We start from the raw sequence: 16461 nt of genomic DNA, 5'->3' as shown, positions 1-16461 counted from the left end.
CTTCCCTCGGCTGAGCCGAGGGAAGGGGTCCTTCACGCGGCGCCGTGGTGACTGGTGCCCTCAAGGAGTCCTTCAAGGACCGGCCGCTACCCGACTCACCCGCCGTAGGTACCTAAAACACCCTTCGCTAGAACGACCCAAATCACTCACGACTCAGCGGTGTGTGTCCTCCGGCGCCGGAGTCCGGCTCGCCAGGTTCGCCGACCACTCGGTGACCCGCCGCGCGACGTCCTGCGCGGTGAGACCCACCCGGGCCAGCACCTCCTCGCGCGACCCGTGGTCGTGGAACACCTGCGGCACGGCCAGGTCGCGCAGTGGGACGTCGCATTCGGCGTCGCGGAACAACGCCGCCAGCGCGGAACCGAAACCACCGTGACGGCCGCTGTCCTCGACGGATACGACGAGCTTGTGCTGCTCCGCCAGCGCCACCAGTTCGGCCGGCGCCGGGACGACCCAGCGCGGGTCGACCACGGTCACGCCGATGCCCTGGTCCGCCAGCCGATCGGCGGCGGCGAGCCCGAGCATCGCGAACGCGCCCACCGCGACCAGCAGCACGTCGGCGTCGCCGGACGGCTTGCGCAGCACGTCCACCACGCCGACGCGTTCGACAGCCGGAACCGAGTCGATCACGCCACCCTTGGAGAACCGCAGCGCCGTCGGCCCGTCCTCGACGGCGACCGCCTCACGCAGTTCTTCGCGCAGCGTGCCGGCGTCACGCGGCGCCGCGACCCGCATCCCCGGCACCATGCCCAGCAGCGAGAGGTCCCACATGCCGTGGTGGCTCGGCCCGTCCGGCCCGGTGATGCCGGCGCGGTCCAGTACCAGCGTCACCGGCTGGCGGTGCAGCGCGACGTCCATCAGGACCTGGTCGAACGCCCGGTTCAGGAAGGTCGAGTAGAGCGCGACCACCGGATGTTTGCCGCCCATCGCGAGCCCCGCCGCCGAGGTCACGGCGTGCTGCTCGGCGATGCCGACGTCGTACCAGCGGTCCGGGTACGCCTCGGCGAACTTGTGCAGCCCCGTCGAGCGCAGCATGGCCGCGGTGATCGCGACGACGTCCTCGCGGTCGGCGCCGATCTTGACCAGTTCGTCGGCGAAGACCCCGGTCCAGCTCGGGCCCTTGACCGGTGGCTGGCCGGTTTCCGGGTCGATCGGGTCGGTCTGGTGCATCTGGTCGGCCTGGTTGGTGACCGCGGGCTCGTAGCCGTGCCCCTTCTCGGTGACCACGTGCACGATGACCGCGCCGCCGAAATCACGGGCGCTCTGGAACGCCTTCTCCAGCGCCACGAGGTCGTGCCCGTCGACCGGGCCGAGGTACTTGAGACCGAGGTCGGAGAACATCATCTGCGGGCTCAGCGCGTCCTTGAGACCCGCCTTCGCCGCGTGCAGTGCCGCGTAAATCGGCTTGCCGACGAGGGGTGTGTGCCGCAGCAGTTCCTTGCCACGGTCCAGAACGCGCTCGTAACCGGGCTTCAGCCGCAGCGACGCCAGATGGTCCGCGACGCCGCCGATGGTCGGCGAGTACGAGCGGCCGTTGTCGTTGATGACGATGACGACCGGGCGGCGCGGGTTCGCGGCGATGTTGTTCAACGCCTCCCAGCACATCCCGCCGGTCAGCGCGCCGTCACCGACGACGGCGATCGTGTGCCTGCCGCCACCGCCGAGTTCGAACGCCTTCGCCAGACCGTCCACATAGGACAACGCCGTCGAGGCGTGGCTGTTCTCGACGAGGTCGTGCTCGCTCTCGCCGCGTGCCGGGTAGCCGGTGAGGCCACCGAGCTGGCGGAGCTTGCCGAAGCCCTCGTGCCTGCCGGTGACGATCTTGTGCACATACGCCTGGTGACCGACGTCCCACACGATGGCGTCGCTCGGCGAGTCGAAGACGCGGTGCAGCGCCATCGTCAACTCGACGACACCGAGGTTCGGGCCGAGGTGACCACCGGCGAGCCGCACCTTCTCGACGAGGAAGTCCCGGATCTCCGCGGCCAGCTCGCCGAGCTGTTCGGAGTCCATCCGCTTCAAGTCGGCCGGTCCGTGCACGGACTCGAGCAACGTCACTCTTCCACCTCGCCTGGTTCCTCATTCCGCCGTTCCGGCCAGTCTACGGAGGGCACCTGAGAGCCATCAGTCCCCCGCGTCACGAGTCACATGTCAGAAAATCACCACACGGCACCCGACAGTGTGAACATGGTCTCGTTTGCCAAGTAGCGGTCACGTCGGGTGGCCGCGATAATCGCTGATCGACGGTGGGGCGGTAACCGGTTTCGGAGGGTTTGATGGCGGATTTCTTCATCGGTGGCGAATGGGTCGACGCGGTCGGCGGTGGCCGCCGGGAGATCCGCTGCCCCGCGGACGGGTCGCTGGTCGCGGAGGTCGCCGAAGGCACCCGTGAGGACACCGAGGCGGCTATCGCGGCGGCGAGGAAGGCGTTCGACACCGGCCCGTGGCCGGGCACGCCCGCTCCCCAACGCGGTGACCTGCTGCTGAAGGCCGCCGACCTGCTCGACCGCGACGCCGAGGCCTTCGCCCGCGCCGAATCGCTCGACACCGGGAAACGGCTGGTGGAGAGCAAGTACGACATGGCAGACATCGCCGCGTGCCTGCGGTACTTCGGCAAACTCGCCGCCAACGACGCCGGCCGCGTGGTCGACACCGGCAACCCGGACGCGTTCAGCCGGATCGTGCACGAGCCGGTCGGTGTCTGCGGGCTGATCACGCCGTGGAACTACCCGCTCCTGCAGACCATCTGGAAGGTCGCCCCCGCGCTCGCGGCCGGCAACACGTTCGTCCTCAAGCCCAGTGAGCTGACGCCGCATACGTGCGTCATGCTGATGAAACTGCTGACCGAGGCCGGGCTCCCCGCCGGCGTCGCGAACCTGGTGCTCGGTGCCGGTGCGCAGGCCGGGGCGCCGCTTTCCGAGCATCCCGACGTCGACCTCGTGTCCTTCACCGGTGGCCTCGCGACCGGCAAGATCATCGCCGCGTCCGCCGCCGCGACCATCAAGAAGGTCGCGCTGGAGCTGGGTGGGAAGAATCCGAACGTCGTCTTCGCCGATTCCGACTTCGACACCGCCGTCGACTACGCCCTGACCGCGGTGTTCCTGCACTCCGGACAAGTCTGTTCGGCAGGCGCACGCCTGATCGTCCAGGAGGAGTGGCACGACGAGTTCGTCGCCGAACTCGTCCGCCGGGCCGAATTGATCCGACTGGGTGGACCTTTCGACCCGAAGGCTGAAACCGGTCCGCTGATCTCGGCCACCCATGTGGAGAAGATCGAACGGTACGTCGCCGCGGCCCTCGAAGAAGGCGCTGTCCTGCGAACCGGTGGCAAACGGCCCGACGATCGCGAGCTCGCGAAGGGGCACTACTACCTGCCGACCATCCTCGACAACGTGAAGCAGGGCAGCAGCGCCGTCGTCGACGAATCGTTCGGCCCGGTGCTGACCGTGGAGACCTTCACCGACGAGGACGACGCCGTCCGCATCGCCAACGACACGCACTACGGCCTCGCGGGCGCGGTGTTCACCTCCGACGCCTCACGCGCGCAGCGGGTCGCGAACCGGCTGCGGCACGGCACGATCTGGATCAACGACTTCCACCCGTACCTGCCCCAGGCCGAATGGGGCGGCTACAAGCAATCCGGGTTCGGGCGCGAACTCGGCCCGACCGGGCTGGCCGAGTACGTGGAGGCGAAGCACATCTACCAGAACCTCCGGCCCGCACCACAGCGCTGGTTCTCCGGGGAGCCCGCGTCCAGCTAAAGAGGGGAAAGTGCCGATGAGTACTCCTTCCGACGACGGCCTCGCCGGTTTCGGCTACAAACAGGAACTCGAAAGAACGCTCGGCAACTTCCACACCTTCGCCGCCGGGATCAGCTACATCTCGATCCTGACCGGGACCTTTCAGCTGTTCTACTTCGGCTTCAGCTTCGGCGGTCCCGCCTACTGGTGGTCGTGGCCGATGGTGTTCGTCGGCCAGCTGATGGTGGCGCTGTCGTTCGCCGAACTCGCCGCGCACTACCCGGTCGCCGGCTCGATCTACAACTGGTCGAAACGGCTCGGCAGCCCGCATGTCGCCTGGCTTGCCGGGTGGATGATGCTGACCGCGTCGATCGTCAGCATCGCCGCTGTCGCGCTGGCCTACCAGATCACCCTCCCCCAGATCTGGTCTTTCTTCTCCTTCTCGGGTGACAGCGCGGTGAACGCCGTCATCCTGGGCACCGGGCTGATCGTGTTCACCACGCTGGTGAACGCCTGGGGCGTCAAACTGATGGCGCGGATCAACAGCGCCGGGGTGTTCATCGAACTGGTCGCCGCGGTCCTGCTGATCATCGCGCTCGCGGTCAACATCACCCGCGGCCCCGAGGTCGTGATGCAGACCAACAACACCGGCGCCGACCAGCCCTGGGGCTACTTCGGGGCCTTCCTGGTCGCCTCGCTCGCCTCGACCTACGTCATGTACGGCTTTGACACGGCCAGCTCACTCGGCGAGGAGTCCCACGACCCGCGCAAGAACGCGCCCAGAGCGATCCTGCGCGCGCTGATCGCGTCGTTCGTCATCGGCGGGCTGATCCTGCTCCTCGCGCTGATGGCCGTCGGTGACATCAACAACCCGGAGATCGCCACGGGCGGGCTGCAATTCATCGTGAAGGACGTCCTCGGCAGCACCATCGGCACGATCTTCCTGCTGGCGGTCGTCATCGCCATCACCGTATGCAACCTCGCCGTGCAGTCGGCGTCCATCCGGATGATGTTCGCGATGGGCCGCGACAACAACCTGCCCGCCGGGAAGCATCTGGCACGCGTGTCGCCGAAGACGAAGACCCCGGTGATCCCCGCGATCGTGTCCGGTGTGATCGCGGTGCTGATCCTGGTGGTCAACGTCGGCCAGCCGCAGATCTTCACGGTGATCACCAGTATCGGCATCATCATGATTTACCTGGCGTATCTGCTGGTCACCATCCCGATGCTGGTCAAGCGGTTGCGCGGGCAGTGGCCGCCGCCGAAGTCGGAGGGCACCAAGTACTTCTCCCTCGGCAAACTGGGGCTGCCGGTCAACATCGTCGGCGTGCTGTGGGGTGGCGCGATCGTGGTGAACCTGGCGTGGCCGCGACGCGAGGTCTACAACGCCACCGAGCCCTACCACTGGTACCTCGAATGGGGGGCCGTGCTGTTCGTCGGCGCGGTGGCGACCGTCGGTTTCGCGTATTACTGGTTCGTCCTGCGGCACAAGAGCGGCGTGCTCGCCGATCACGCCGCGGAAGCACAGCCCGAGGAGGCAGCACAGTGACCGGAGAGTTCGACTACATCGTCGTCGGCGGCGGGACGGCGGGTTCGGTGGTCGCGGCGAGACTCTCGGAGGATCCGGACGTCACCGTGGCACTCCTGGAAGCAGGACCGTCCGATGTGGACGATCCTGCGGTACTGGAGCTGACGAAGTGGATGGGCCTGCTCGAATCCGGCTACGACTGGGACTACCTGGTCGAACCGCAGGAGTCCGGCAACTCCTTCCTGCGCCACGCCCGCGCGCGTGTGCTCGGCGGTTGCTCGTCGCACAACTCGTGCATCGCGTTCTGGGCGCCGGCGGAAGACCTCGACGAATGGTCGTCACTCGGCCTGCCCGGCTGGTCTTCTCAAGACATTTTCCCGCTGTACCAGCGACTTGAGACCAACGACGGACCGGGCGACCACCACGGCCGCTCGGGCCCGGTGACCATTCGCTCGGTGCCGCCGAACGATCCGACCGGCGTCGCGCTGCTGCAAGCCTGCGAGCAGGCAGGCATCCCGCGGACGGAGTTCAACTCCGGCAAGACCGTGACACACGGCGCGAACTGGTTCCAGATCAACGCGCGCGAAGACGGCACGCGGTCGTCGGCGTCGGTGTCGTACTTGCATCCGATCATCGGGAAGCGGCCGAACCTGGAGATCATCACCGGCGCCCGGGTCCGGCGCCTGCTGTTCGACGGCAAACGCTGCACCGGCGCGGAATACCTGGCCGACGACCTGATCCACGGCGTTCCCCTGCGCGCCCGGCGCGAGGTGATCCTGTCGTCGGGTGCGATCGACACCCCGAAACTCCTGATGCTGTCGGGAATCGGCCCAGCTGAGCACTTGCGTGAGGTCGGCGTCGAGGTGCTGGTCGACTCCCCCGGCGTCGGCGAGAACCTGCAGGATCACCCGGAAGGCGTCATCCAGTGGGACGCACTGCAGCCGATGACCACCGAATCCACGCAATGGTGGGAAATCGGCATCTTCACCACCACTGAAGAAGGACTCGACCGGCCGGACCTGATGTTCCACTATGGTTCCGTACCCTTCGACATGAACACCCTGCGGCAGGGCTACCCGACAACCGAGAACGGCTTCTGCCTCACCCCGAACGTCACCCGGTCGCGTTCCACCGGCACCGTGCGGCTACGCAGCCGCGACTACCGGGACAAGCCGAAGGTGGACCCGCGCTACTTCAGCGATCCGCACGACATGCGTGTGATGACCTACGGCATCAAACTCGCGCGCAAGATCGCCGAACAACCCGCCCTCGACGAGTGGGCAGGCAAGGAACTGGCGCCCGGCAAGGACGTCAAGACCGACGACGAGATCGCCGACTACCTGCGCAAGACGCACAACACGGTGTACCACCCCTCCTGCACCGCGAAAATGGGCGGCGACGGCGATCCTTCCGCCGTACTGGACGCGCGGCTGCGAGTGCGCGGCGTCGAAGGCCTGCGGGTCGCCGACGGTTCGGCGATGCCGTTCCTGGTGGCGGTGAACCCGTGCATCACGACGATGGCGATCGGCGAGAAGTGCGCGGACCTGCTGAAGGAAGATGCACGCCCTTGAGTCGTGAGTGTTTTGGGTCGTTCTAACGACCCAAAACACTCACGAGTCCCTTGTTTTGGGTCGTTCTAGCGAAGGGTGTTTCAGGACCTACGGCGGGTGAGCCGGGTAGCGGCCGGTCCTTAAGGACTCCTTGAGCACCACCAATCACCACGGCGGCGCGTGAAGGACCCCTTCCCTCGGCTCAGCCGAAGAAACTCGACCTTCACACCTTCCCCAAGTACAGGAAGGCCCCCTTCCTGTACCTAGGCGCAAGGAAGGGGGCCTTCATGTACTTCACGCGAGCAACGCCACAGGTGACGCGTAAGTGCTTAAGAGCGGGTTCGCGAGTGGCGCTTCCTCGACCTCGGTTCGCTGCCCTTGTCTATGAAGGAATTGGGACGCTGAGTGTCCCAATTCCTTCATGAACAAACCCCGACAAATCAAACAAGCCGTCTCACTGATCCAACTCAGTGATGACTGCCTGGCTCGCCCGGGTTCCGGCTAGCTGCTCCAGCGCCCACGCCTTGCCGAACTCCGCCAAAGCGGGGCCCGACCAATACGAAGAGATCTTGACACCCTGCCATAGCGGCATCTTCGCTCCGGCCAGCGTGCCGTGACTTATCTGCACTTGGACCGCACCTTCGGCCCAGGTGAAGACGAAATGGGCGTACATGAACATATACGCCTGCCGCCCCAGTGTGTCCCGTACGAGAACGGGGCCCTCGGATGAGTACGGCGCCCTGTAGATGACTTGTTTCCGGCCGTTTCGATAGAGAAATTCCTGAGAGGTGACTCCAGGAGGAAGCATTGACGGAAGCACTCGGTCAGTCCTCCACGATGGTGATCGTGCCGGTTCCGTCGCAACCCGAACAGCCTTTACCGCCGCAGTCACCGCAGACTGAAGTAAGATAGTCCATGATCCTAACCCATTCGCAAAGAAATGCCGATACCAGATGGCCGTTGCGAATTAAGTTAGCCAGCAAAAATGGGCGCTGACAAGCCAGGAGAGCATTGATACGCCGTTAGAACGCGATTCTCATACCTGCGGTCTACAAAGGCGACGTTATTGCAAAAGCGCAACACATTCGACGTGGTGCGTCATCGGGAAGGCGTCGAAAGCGCGGAGGTCGCTGAGCCCGTATCCGTGCCCCGCGAACAACGCGATGTCCCGTGCCAGCGCGGCCGGGTCGCATGCGACGTAGACGATCCGGTCCGGTGCGCCTTCGACGATGGACTCGACGACGGCCTTGCCCGCGCCCTTGCGCGGCGGGTCGAGGACGACGACGTCGACGGGTTTCGGGGCGTCGGCCAGCAGGTGCTCGACGCGGCCGGAGCGCCAGCGGACCTGCGGGAGGTCGGCCAGGTTCTCCTCACCGTCCGACACGGCGCGGCGGCCGGATTCGATGGCCATGACCCGTCCGTTCGGGCCGACCTGCGAAGCGAGTACGGAGGCGAACAGGCCGACGCCGGCGTACAGGTCCCATGCGACGCCGTCACGCGGGGCCTCCGCCCACTCGGCGACGACGGCGGCGAGGGTGTCCGCGGCGTTCGGGTGGACCTGCCAGAAGCCGTGGGCGTCCAGGCGCCAGTCGCGGCCTGCCGCGTGCTGCACGGCGAGGCCGCCTGCCAGCTGCCGCGAGCGGCTCTTCCCGTGGACCGTCGACAGGTCACGAAGGTGCACGTTGCCGGCACCGTCCTTGGTGACTTCGATTTCCGAACCGGGCCGCCAGTTTCGCGAAACGACGTCGTCGAGTGCGCCGGGGACGGTGATCGGGCAGTCGTCGACGGGGATCACGCGGTGGCTGTGGTGTGCCCGGAAACCCGCGCGGCCGTCCTTGCCCGCGACGAGCCGCACGCGGCTGCGCCAGTCGAGCGGGCCGCCTTCCAGTGCTTCGACGACGACTTCGCGCTCGATACCGGCCAGTCGCTTCAGCTGCTCCGCGACCACTGCCGCCTTCAACTCTCGCTGGTAACCGGGGGCAGCGTGCTGCCAGTCGCAGCCGCCGCATTCCCCCGGCGCCGCGAGCGGGCACGGCGGCTCCACGCGCTCCGCGGAGGCTTCGAGGACCTCGATCGCGTCGGCGCGGCAGAACGAGCCGCCCTTGTCCTCGGTCACCGACGCCAGCACCCGTTCGCCGGGCAGCGCGTGCCGCACGAACACGACCCGGCCTTCCGCCCGCGCGACGCAGTGCCCGCCGTGCGCGACCGCGCCGACCTCCAGCTCGATTGTTCGCCCGAGCCACGTGCCGGTCGACGCGTCCACACTCATTCTGATTTTTCCTTGTCCTTCGTCTTTTCGGGTGGCTTGACCACCGGGGAGAATCCGCGCCGGACGTCGCCCGCCGCGGGGCGCGCCTTCCGGTCGCGCTTGATCGCCTTTTCCGACGATTCCAGCTGCCACGGCACGCTGGTCACCATGACCCCGGGCTGGAACAGTAGCCGTCCCTTGAGCCGCAGCGCGCTCTGGTTGTGCAGCACCTGCTCCCACCAGTGCCCGACCACGTATTCGGGGATGAACACGGTCACCACGTTGCGCGGGTTGTCCCCGCGGACGCGCTTCACGTAGTCCAGCACCGGTTTCGTGATCTCGCGGTACGGCGATTCGATCACTTTCAGCGGCACCTTGAAATTGTGGTCGTCCCATTCCTGCACGAGTTTACGTGTCTCGATGTCGTCGACGTTCACGGTGACGGCTTCGAGGACGTCGGGCCGGACGGCCTTCGCGTAGGAAAGCGCGCGCAACGTCGGCAGGTGGAGCTTCGAAATCAGCACGATCGCGTGGTTGCGCGAAGGGAGTACGGCCGGTTTCCGCTCCATTTCGCGCAATTCCTCGGCGACGCGGTCGTAATGCTTGCGGATCGCGGTCATCAGGATGTAGATCGCCACCATCGCCGCGATCGCGATCCAGGCGCCGAGCAGGAACTTCGTGATCAGCACGATGATCAGCACGGTGCCGGTCATGGTGAGACCGATCGCGTTGACCGTCTGCGAGCGTCGCATCCGGCGCCGCACCGTGGGCTCGGTCTCCCTGGCCAGCAGCCGGTTCCAGTGCCGGATCATGCCTGCCTGGCTGATCGTGAAGGAGACGAACACGCCCACGATGTAGAGCTGGATGAGCTTGGTGACCTCGGCGTCGAACGCGACGATCAAAACCAGCGCGAAGGCCGCGAGGAAGAGGATGCCGTTGGAGAACGCCAGCCTGTCGCCGCGGGTGTGCAGCTGACGCGGCAGATAACGATCCTGCGCGAGGATCGAGCCGAGCACCGGGAAGCCGTTGAACGCGGTGTTCGCGGCCAGCAGCAGGATGATGCCGGTGACGAAGGAGATGTAGTAGAACCCCGGTGTGAAGTCGGCGAACACCGCGTGCGCGATCTGCGCGACGATCGTCTTCTGCTCGTAGCCCGCCGGCGTGCCGGACAGCTGCGTCTCCGGATGCTCGGCGAACTTGACCTCGGTGATGATCGCCAGCGTGATGATGCCGACCAGCATCGTCACCGCGAGCACACCCATCATCAGCAGTGTGGTCGCCGCGTTCTTCGACTTGGGCTTCCGGAACGCCGGGACGCCGTTGCTGATCGCCTCGACCCCGGTCAACGCCGCCGCGCCGGAGGAGAACGTCCGCAGCAACAGGAAGAAGAACGCGAAACCGGTCAAAGAAGCTTCTTCGTGCAATCCGAAATCGGCGCTCTCGGCCCGCATGTCGGTACCGGACGCGGCCTCGATCAGGCCCCAGATCACCATGCCGATAATGCCGATGATGAACCCGTAGACCGGGATGGCGAAGGTTTTGCCCGATTCGCGCACTCCGCGCAGGTTCAGCGCGGTCAGCACGACCACGATGACGACCGCGAAGATCACCTTGTGCTGCGCCACCCACGGGATGGCCGAACCGATGTTCGCCACCCCGGACGACGTCGAGACCGCCACGGTGAGCACATAGTCGACCAGGAGCGCGCTGGCAACGGTGAGCCCGAACTTGCCGCCCAGGTTCGTGTTGGCGACCTCGTAGTCCCCGCCACCGCTGGGGTAGGCGTGCACGTTCTGCCGGTAGGACGCGACCACGACCAGCATGACGAGCGCGACCGCGACCCCGATCCACGGCGCGAAGGCGTACGCGGACAGGCCCGCGACGCTGAGGGTCAGAAAGATTTCCTCAGGCGCGTAGGCGACGCTCGACAACGCGTCGGACGCGAAAATCGGCAGCGCGATGCGCTTCGGCAGGAGCGTATGTGAGAGGCGGTCACTCCGGAATGGGCGTCCGAGGACAAGCCGCTTCAATACGGTCGGGAACTTCGACACTACAGAAGACTAACTGTGACGCGCAGCGTCTCCGTTGAGGGTGGTGGAGGGGAGGAAGGTTGGAGCTAACTGTGACGCGCAGCGTCTCCGTTGAGGGTGGCGGAGGGGAGGACGGTGGAGCTGACGGGCGGTGCTCACGGTAGGTTCGGCGCTGGTGTGTCTGGGTACCTGCGGACGGGTGAAACGTCCGCGAACTAAGGAGGCAGGGCGTGCACGTGGTGATCATGGGATGCGGCCGGGTCGGCGCATCCCTGGCCGCGGCGCTGGAGCGACTGGGGCATGACGTCGCCATCATCGACAAGACCCAGCAGGCGTTCCGGCGGCTCGGCAGTGATTTCCACGGTCAGCAGGTGGTCGGCGTCGGGTTCGACCGGCAGGTGCTGATCGAGGCCGGGATCGAACGCGCGGGTGCTTTCGCGGCGGTGTCCAGCGGCGACAACTCCAACATCATTTCGGCGAGGGTGGCCAGGGAGAACTTCGGCATCGACAAGGTCGTCGCCAGGATCTACGACCACAAGCGCGCGGCCGTCTACGAGCGGCTCGGCATCCCCACCGTGGCGACCGTCCCCTGGACGACCGACCGGTTCCTGCGCACCCTGCTCCCCGACGGCGTCGCCTCGGAGTGGCGCGACCCGTCCGGCAGCGTCGCGTTGCTGCGGCTCCCGCTGCACGAGGGGTGGTACGGGCGCAGCGTGCGCGAACTCCAGGAGACGACCGGCGCGCGGGTCGCGTTCATCATGCGGTTCGGCACCGCCGTCCTGCCCGACGCCAAAGCCGTGATCCAGGCAGACGACGTCGTCTACGTCGCCGCGAAGTCGGGCACCGTCAGCGACGTGACCAGCGTCGCCGCTCGCGAACCGGAAGAGGAGAACTGATGCGGGTCGCGATTGCCGGGGCGGGCGCGGTGGGCCGGTCGATCGCCGCGGAACTGATTGACGGGCGCCACCAGGTGATGCTCATCGAACGCGAGGCCGACCAGTTCGAGCCGCACACCGTCGAACAGGCGGACTGGGTGCTGGGCGATGCCTGCGAGGTGTCGATCCTCGAGGAGTCGGGGATCGAGGAGTGCGACGTCGTGATCGCCGCGACCGGCGACGACAAGGCGAACCTGGTGGTGTCGCTGCTCGCGAAGACGGAGTTCGCGGTGCGCCGGGTGGTGGCGCGGGTGAACAACCCGGCCAACGAATGGCTGTTCAACGACGCCTGGGGTGTCGATGTCGCCGTGTCGACACCGCGGATGCTCGCGGCGATGGTCGAGGAGGCGGTGAGCGTCGGCGATCTCGTGCGGCTGATGACGTTCCGCCAGAGCCAGGCGAACCTGGTCGAACTCACCCTCCCGGAGGAGACGCCGCTGGCGGGCAAGGCGGTCAGCGAGATCAACCTTCCGCGTGACGCGGCGCTGGTGACGATCCTGCGCGGTGACCGGGTGATCGTGCCGCAGCCGGAGGATCCGCTGGAGCCGGGTGACGAGCTGCTGTTCGTGGCCACTTCGGACGTGGAGCCGGAGATCCGGACCGCTCTGGGGTACTGAACGGTCCGGATGTCATGAAAGGGTCTTTCAGGACACATTTTGTCCTGAAAGACCCTTTCATGACACGGGGTCTTGACGAACGCGGGCTACTTCTCCACGGCGGGCGTTTGCGCGTACTTCTCCCGCAGGCGAGCCTCGACCTCGGCGTCGGTCTCCTCGGCGGGTGCTTCCGCCGAGACGGCCTTGAGGTGTTTCTCCGACCGTCGCACCGCCCAGACGACGCTGAGCAGGCCGAGCGCGTACAGCGGGTAGCCCATCGCGATCTTCGCGAAGGCCAGCCAGCCGGTGTAGTCCTCGTCGTAGAGCCAGCGCTGCACGATGAACCGGGCACCGAAGATCAGTGCCATCGCACCGGTCGCGATCGAGTAGGCGATCAGCGACTTCTTGTCCTTGCGCCAGGCTTGGCCGTTGCCGTTCAGCGCGTTCCACACGACGCCGGCGAGCGGCCAGCGCACGACGATCGAGAGCGCGAAGACGCCGAAGTAGACCAGGCTCGTCCAAATGCCGAACAGGAAGAAGCCCTTGGCCGAACCGGTCCGGTAGGCGATGAACGCCGCGATCGCCACCCCGAAGAATCCGGAGATGGCCGGCTGCAGCGGCTCCTTGCGCACGACGCGCAGCACCGTGATGGCCACCGCGCTGCCGACGGCGGCCCAGATGCCGACGGTCAGGCCGAAGATCGCGTTCGCGAGCACGAACACGATGACCGGCAGCGAGGAGTAGAACAGCCCCGACAGCCCGCCCATCTGTTCCAACAGGGTGGGCTGGGGCTTCTCGCCGTCCGAGCCGCTGGGCTCGTCCCCGGTCTTCTTCTGTTCGCCGCTGGGGGCGGGTTCAGTCACGATGCGGGATCAACTCACAGTGCTCTGAAGTTCGTAAAAAGGGTTGTACAGCACCTTCTGACCATCACGTTCGGCCATCCGGCCGCGCACCTTGATGGTTCGCCCGGGTTCGATTCCGGGGATCCGGCGGCGTCCGAGCCAGATTAGCGTCACACCCTGTGTGCCGTCGAACAACTCGGCCTGCAGTGTCGCGGCCTCGTTGGTCGGGCAGAGCTCCACGCTGCGGAGCCTGCCGAGCACCGTCACCTCTTGACCCGACCGGCAGTCACAGGCGCGCTGCGCGCCGCCGGCCTCGGATTCCACGGACAGGTCGTCGGCGTCGAGGTCCTCGACGTCGGTGGTCAGCTTGCGAACCAACCGGCTGAAGTAGCCGCCGTCTTTGGCGGACATAACGGTGCTCCTGTGCTCCGGGGCCCCCGACTCGAACGGCCCGTGCGTAATCCAGCGTAACTGTGTTCAGCCAGGGAAACCGGTTTGGGAGAAGATCGCAACGTGACCTCCGCTATTCCGCCTACGACGGCAGTCGTGCTCCCCGGCACCGGGTCCGACGAAGTATTCGTGCGCAACGTGTTCGAGGGCCCGTTACGGGCGCTCGGCGTCCCTCTTCTCGCCCCTTCGCCGCCCGCCGGGGACCGGCTCGCGGACGGCTATCTGGAAGAACTGGACAGGCTGGCCGAGACGCACGGTCCACTACTCGTCGGCGGCATTTCGTTCGGCGCGCATCTCTCGGCGGAGTGGGCGGTGACCAATCCGGGCCGCTGCACCGGCCTGCTGGCCGCGCTCCCGGCCTGGAACGGTCCGGCCGGGACAGCACCCGCGTCACTCGCCGCGCGGCTGTCAGCGGATCTGGTGGCCGAAAACGGCGTGGACGGCGCGCTGGCGAAATCGTCCGGCGGCGTCCCGGACTGGCTTTCGGCCGAACTGGGCCGGGCGTGGCGACGGCACGGCGACGGGCTGGCCGCGAGCCTGCGGACGGCCGCGGCGCATCCCGCGCCGTCGCTCGAAGACCTGAAGGGGCTCGACGTGCCGGCCGGGATCGGCGCCTGCGTGGACGACCCGGTCCATCCGGCGGAGGTCGCCCGCGCCTGGGCGGCCGCCCTGCCACGCGCCGAGGTCGGCGAGTCGACGCTCACCGCCCTCGGCGCGGATCGGGAATCCCTTGGCCGGGCGACCGTACTGGCCTGGCTCAAAGCCTCGAAAAGCTGAGGTCTTCGAAAAGCTAGCCCTGCTGTTCCGCGATGTGCTGCGCGACGGCGTCGGGCAGCGTGATGGTCAGCGGGGTGCGGACCGGCATCGGCGCGTCACCGCGGTCGATGATGGTTTGCCGCACGATCTCGCGCAGCACCGCGGGTGCCTGGGACGCCTGCGACTGCGGACCCGCGATGACGCCGCGGAGCATCCAGCGCGGGCCGTCGACCCCGACGAACCGCAGCGCGACGTCGCCGACGATCGCGGACAGCTCCAGCCCCCACTCCCCCATGCCGACCGACACCTTGGCGCCGTCGGCCCGCAGCTGCTCGGTGAGCTCGGTGCTGACGTCCTTCCACAGACCGCCCGACCGGGGTGCCGCGTAACCGCTGACGGTGATCTGGCCCTGCTCGGTGACGACGTGCACCGCGCGGACGCCGCCGCTCTCCGGGTCCATCTCGACCTGGACCTGGGAACCGTCGGGTACCGGCACCTTGACCGAGCCGAGGTCGATCCTCGGGATGCCGTCCTCGGGGGCGTCTTCGATGTCGAAGGGGCCGTCCGCGGTCTCCGACAGCTGCGGCTCGATGTCCTCGTCGCCGCCGGGGCGGTCCTCGACCTCGGGCGCGGCGTGCCGTCCGCTGGGCTTGGCCTCGCGCTTGCGTCCGAAAATCCCCACTAGTTCTCCGTTCCTTCCCTGGCTCCGGCTCCCAGTGTGACGTGTCCGCCCGTGGAGCCATACCCTCCCTCGCCGCGCTCGGACGACTCGAGTTCGGCGACCTCGACGAACTCGGCCTGTTCGACCCGTTGCACGACCAGCTGCGCGATCCGGTCGCCGCGGGTGAGCACGACCTTGTCGGTGAGATCATGGTTGATCAGGCAGACGCGGATCTCACCGCGGTACCCGGAGTCGATCGTGCCGGGGGTGTTGACGACCGAGAGGCCGACGCGGGCGGCCAGGCCGGAACGCGGATGGACGAAACCCGCGTAGCCGGGTGGCAGGGCGATCGCGATGCCCGTCCCGACCACGCCGCGTTCGCCGGGCGCGAGGACGAGATCCGAGGTGGTGACGAGGTCGGCGCCCGCGTCGCCGAGGCGCGCGTAGGCGGGGAGCGGGACCGAAGGATCGGTCCGGGAAAGCAGTACCTGAACGGTGGACACGGGCGGCGAGACTACCCTGAGCGCGTGGGTAAGAGCGTGAACGTGGCCGAAGGCGGCGCTGTCGAGCATTCAGAGCGGCTCTACGTCCCGTGGTGGGGCTGGCCGTTGCCGCTGCTGGGCGGCGGGCTGCTGGCGGCCGAAATCGACATGGGTTATCCCGGGCTGCGTGGCTGGCTGCCGTACGTGGTGCTGATCCCCGCGGTGATCGCGCTGATGGTCTCGCTCGGCCGGTCCCGCGTAAAGGTCACCGGCGGCGACCAGCCCGAACTGTGGCTGCGCGACGCGCACCTTCCGCTCAAGTTCGTGGGCGACGTCGAGGTGATCGACAAGGAAGAGAAGCGCAAGGCGCTGGGCCGCGACGCCGATCCGGCGGCCTTCGTGCTGCACCGGGGCTGGGTCGGCCCGGTCGTGCGGGTCTGGCTCACCGACCCCGGCGACTCGACGCCGTACTGGCTGTTCAGCACCCGGTCCCCCGAGAAGGTGGCCGAGCTGCTGCGTCAGCCGGCCGCCAAATCCTGATCGGGTCCGGACAACGGGAAAGGGGGCCGGCCTCATCGGCCGGCCCCCTTATTCCTGTTCAGATCCCGAAACCCCTGTCGCGCCGTCCCCTGTGCCCGTAGGC

At 67.2% G+C, this 16461-nt stretch carries 15 protein-coding genes; 7 read left to right on the top strand and 8 right to left on the bottom strand.

Annotated features, from left to right (window positions below; translation table 11 throughout):
* Nucleotides 1-153 precede the first annotated feature (153 nt).
* On the bottom strand, nucleotides 154-2058 hold the full coding sequence (gene dxs / locus AB0M65_RS26345; RefSeq protein ID WP_364032754.1) for a 1-deoxy-D-xylulose-5-phosphate synthase: 1905 nt from the start codon (nucleotides 2056-2058) through the stop codon (nucleotides 154-156).
* A 218-nt stretch (nucleotides 2059-2276) separates the two neighbouring features.
* Here dxs and AB0M65_RS26340 point away from each other — a divergent pair, with 218 nt between their 5' ends.
* The 3 genes from AB0M65_RS26340 to AB0M65_RS26330 are packed head-to-tail and all read left to right on the top strand — an operon-like array spanning nucleotide 2277 to nucleotide 6839.
* Complete coding sequence (locus AB0M65_RS26340) at nucleotides 2277-3761, top strand: aldehyde dehydrogenase family protein (protein ID WP_364032751.1); 1485 nt, start codon at nucleotides 2277-2279, stop codon at nucleotides 3759-3761.
* A 16-nt stretch (nucleotides 3762-3777) separates the two neighbouring features.
* On the top strand, nucleotides 3778-5289 hold the full coding sequence (locus AB0M65_RS26335) for an amino acid permease (RefSeq protein WP_364032748.1): 1512 nt from the start codon (nucleotides 3778-3780) through the stop codon (nucleotides 5287-5289).
* Entirely contained in the window at nucleotides 5286-6839 is a 1554-nt protein-coding gene (locus AB0M65_RS26330; protein WP_364032745.1) for a GMC oxidoreductase, read from the top strand. Before AB0M65_RS26335 ends, AB0M65_RS26330 begins: the two co-directional genes overlap by 4 nt.
* A gap of 433 nt (nucleotides 6840-7272) precedes the next feature.
* Here the strand turns inward: AB0M65_RS26330 and AB0M65_RS26325 are convergent, their stop codons facing one another.
* The 3 genes from AB0M65_RS26325 to AB0M65_RS26315 all read right to left on the bottom strand — a co-directional run bounded on the left by AB0M65_RS26325 (nucleotide 7273) and on the right by AB0M65_RS26315 (nucleotide 11117).
* Nucleotides 7273-7497 (bottom strand): hypothetical protein, encoded by a 225-nt coding sequence (locus AB0M65_RS26325; RefSeq protein WP_364032742.1) that lies wholly within the window; start codon nucleotides 7495-7497, stop codon nucleotides 7273-7275.
* A 384-nt stretch (nucleotides 7498-7881) separates the two neighbouring features.
* On the bottom strand, nucleotides 7882-9087 hold the full coding sequence (locus AB0M65_RS26320) for a TRAM domain-containing protein (protein WP_364032739.1): 1206 nt from the start codon (nucleotides 9085-9087) through the stop codon (nucleotides 7882-7884).
* Nucleotides 9084-11117 carry an APC family permease gene (locus tag AB0M65_RS26315; protein ID WP_364032736.1) on the bottom strand — a complete coding sequence of 678 codons (2034 nt, stop codon included), beginning with the start codon at nucleotides 11115-11117 and terminating at the stop codon, nucleotides 9084-9086. The genes AB0M65_RS26320 and AB0M65_RS26315 overlap by 4 nt, the downstream gene beginning before the upstream one ends.
* 209 nt (nucleotides 11118-11326) lie before the next feature.
* Here AB0M65_RS26315 and AB0M65_RS26310 point away from each other — a divergent pair, with 209 nt between their 5' ends.
* Together AB0M65_RS26310 and AB0M65_RS26305 are read left to right on the top strand one after the other, a co-directional pair.
* Complete coding sequence (locus AB0M65_RS26310) at nucleotides 11327-11992, top strand: TrkA family potassium uptake protein (RefSeq protein WP_364032733.1); 666 nt, start codon at nucleotides 11327-11329, stop codon at nucleotides 11990-11992.
* Nucleotides 11992-12648 carry a TrkA family potassium uptake protein gene (locus tag AB0M65_RS26305; protein WP_016332961.1) on the top strand — a complete coding sequence of 219 codons (657 nt, stop codon included), beginning with the start codon at nucleotides 11992-11994 and terminating at the stop codon, nucleotides 12646-12648. The genes AB0M65_RS26310 and AB0M65_RS26305 overlap by 1 nt, the downstream gene beginning before the upstream one ends.
* Before the next feature lie 86 nt (nucleotides 12649-12734).
* On the opposite strand, the gene AB0M65_RS26300 is transcribed toward AB0M65_RS26305, so the two are convergent.
* Both AB0M65_RS26300 and AB0M65_RS26295 read right to left on the bottom strand, forming a co-directional pair.
* On the bottom strand, nucleotides 12735-13490 hold the full coding sequence (locus AB0M65_RS26300; protein ID WP_364032729.1) for a DUF3159 domain-containing protein: 756 nt from the start codon (nucleotides 13488-13490) through the stop codon (nucleotides 12735-12737).
* Between the two features lie 9 nt (nucleotides 13491-13499).
* Nucleotides 13500-13880: an OB-fold nucleic acid binding domain-containing protein gene (locus AB0M65_RS26295; RefSeq protein WP_364032726.1), complete on the bottom strand. Its 381-nt coding sequence runs from the start codon at nucleotides 13878-13880 to the stop codon at nucleotides 13500-13502.
* A 102-nt stretch (nucleotides 13881-13982) separates the two neighbouring features.
* On the opposite strand from AB0M65_RS26295, the gene AB0M65_RS26290 reads away from it, so the two are divergent.
* Nucleotides 13983-14696, top strand: coding sequence for an alpha/beta hydrolase (locus tag AB0M65_RS26290; protein WP_364032722.1), 714 nt, complete (start codon nucleotides 13983-13985; stop codon nucleotides 14694-14696).
* A gap of 13 nt (nucleotides 14697-14709) precedes the next feature.
* Here the strand turns inward: AB0M65_RS26290 and AB0M65_RS26285 are convergent, their stop codons facing one another.
* Entirely contained in the window at nucleotides 14710-15357 is a 648-nt protein-coding gene (locus tag AB0M65_RS26285; RefSeq protein ID WP_364032719.1) for a DUF3710 domain-containing protein, read from the bottom strand.
* The gene (gene dut, locus AB0M65_RS26280) at nucleotides 15357-15839 is read right to left on the bottom strand and encodes a dUTP diphosphatase (protein WP_364032716.1); all 483 of its coding nucleotides are present in this window, start codon (nucleotides 15837-15839) and stop codon (nucleotides 15357-15359) included. Before dut ends, AB0M65_RS26285 begins: the two co-directional genes overlap by 1 nt.
* A 24-nt stretch (nucleotides 15840-15863) precedes the next feature.
* Here dut and AB0M65_RS26275 point away from each other — a divergent pair, with 24 nt between their 5' ends.
* Entirely contained in the window at nucleotides 15864-16358 is a 495-nt protein-coding gene (locus tag AB0M65_RS26275) for a DUF3093 domain-containing protein (protein WP_364032713.1), read from the top strand.
* Nucleotides 16359-16461: the final 103 nt, after the last annotated feature.

This window comes from Amycolatopsis sp. NPDC051071 (assembly GCF_040682875.1).
Lineage (GTDB): Bacteria > Actinomycetota > Actinomycetes > Mycobacteriales > Pseudonocardiaceae > Amycolatopsis.
This window is presented reverse-complemented; position numbering and strand designations above follow the sequence as displayed.

Bases quoted from the DNA above. Each gene is read 5' to 3' on its own strand.
- AB0M65_RS26335 (WP_364032748.1), top strand. From the start codon at position 3,778: ATGAGTACTCCTTCCGACGACGGCCTCGCCGGTTTCGGCTACAAACAG.
- AB0M65_RS26340 (WP_364032751.1), top strand. From the start codon at position 2,277: ATGGCGGATTTCTTCATCGGTGGCGAATGGGTCGACGCGGTCGGCGGT.
- AB0M65_RS26305 (WP_016332961.1), top strand. From the start codon at position 11,992: ATGCGGGTCGCGATTGCCGGGGCGGGCGCGGTGGGCCGGTCGATCGCC.
- AB0M65_RS26320 (WP_364032739.1), bottom strand. From the start codon at position 9,087: ATGAGTGTGGACGCGTCGACCGGCACGTGGCTCGGGCGAACAATCGAG.
- AB0M65_RS26325 (WP_364032742.1), bottom strand. From the start codon at position 7,497: ATGTTCATGTACGCCCATTTCGTCTTCACCTGGGCCGAAGGTGCGGTC.
- AB0M65_RS26295 (WP_364032726.1), bottom strand. From the start codon at position 13,880: ATGTCCGCCAAAGACGGCGGCTACTTCAGCCGGTTGGTTCGCAAGCTG.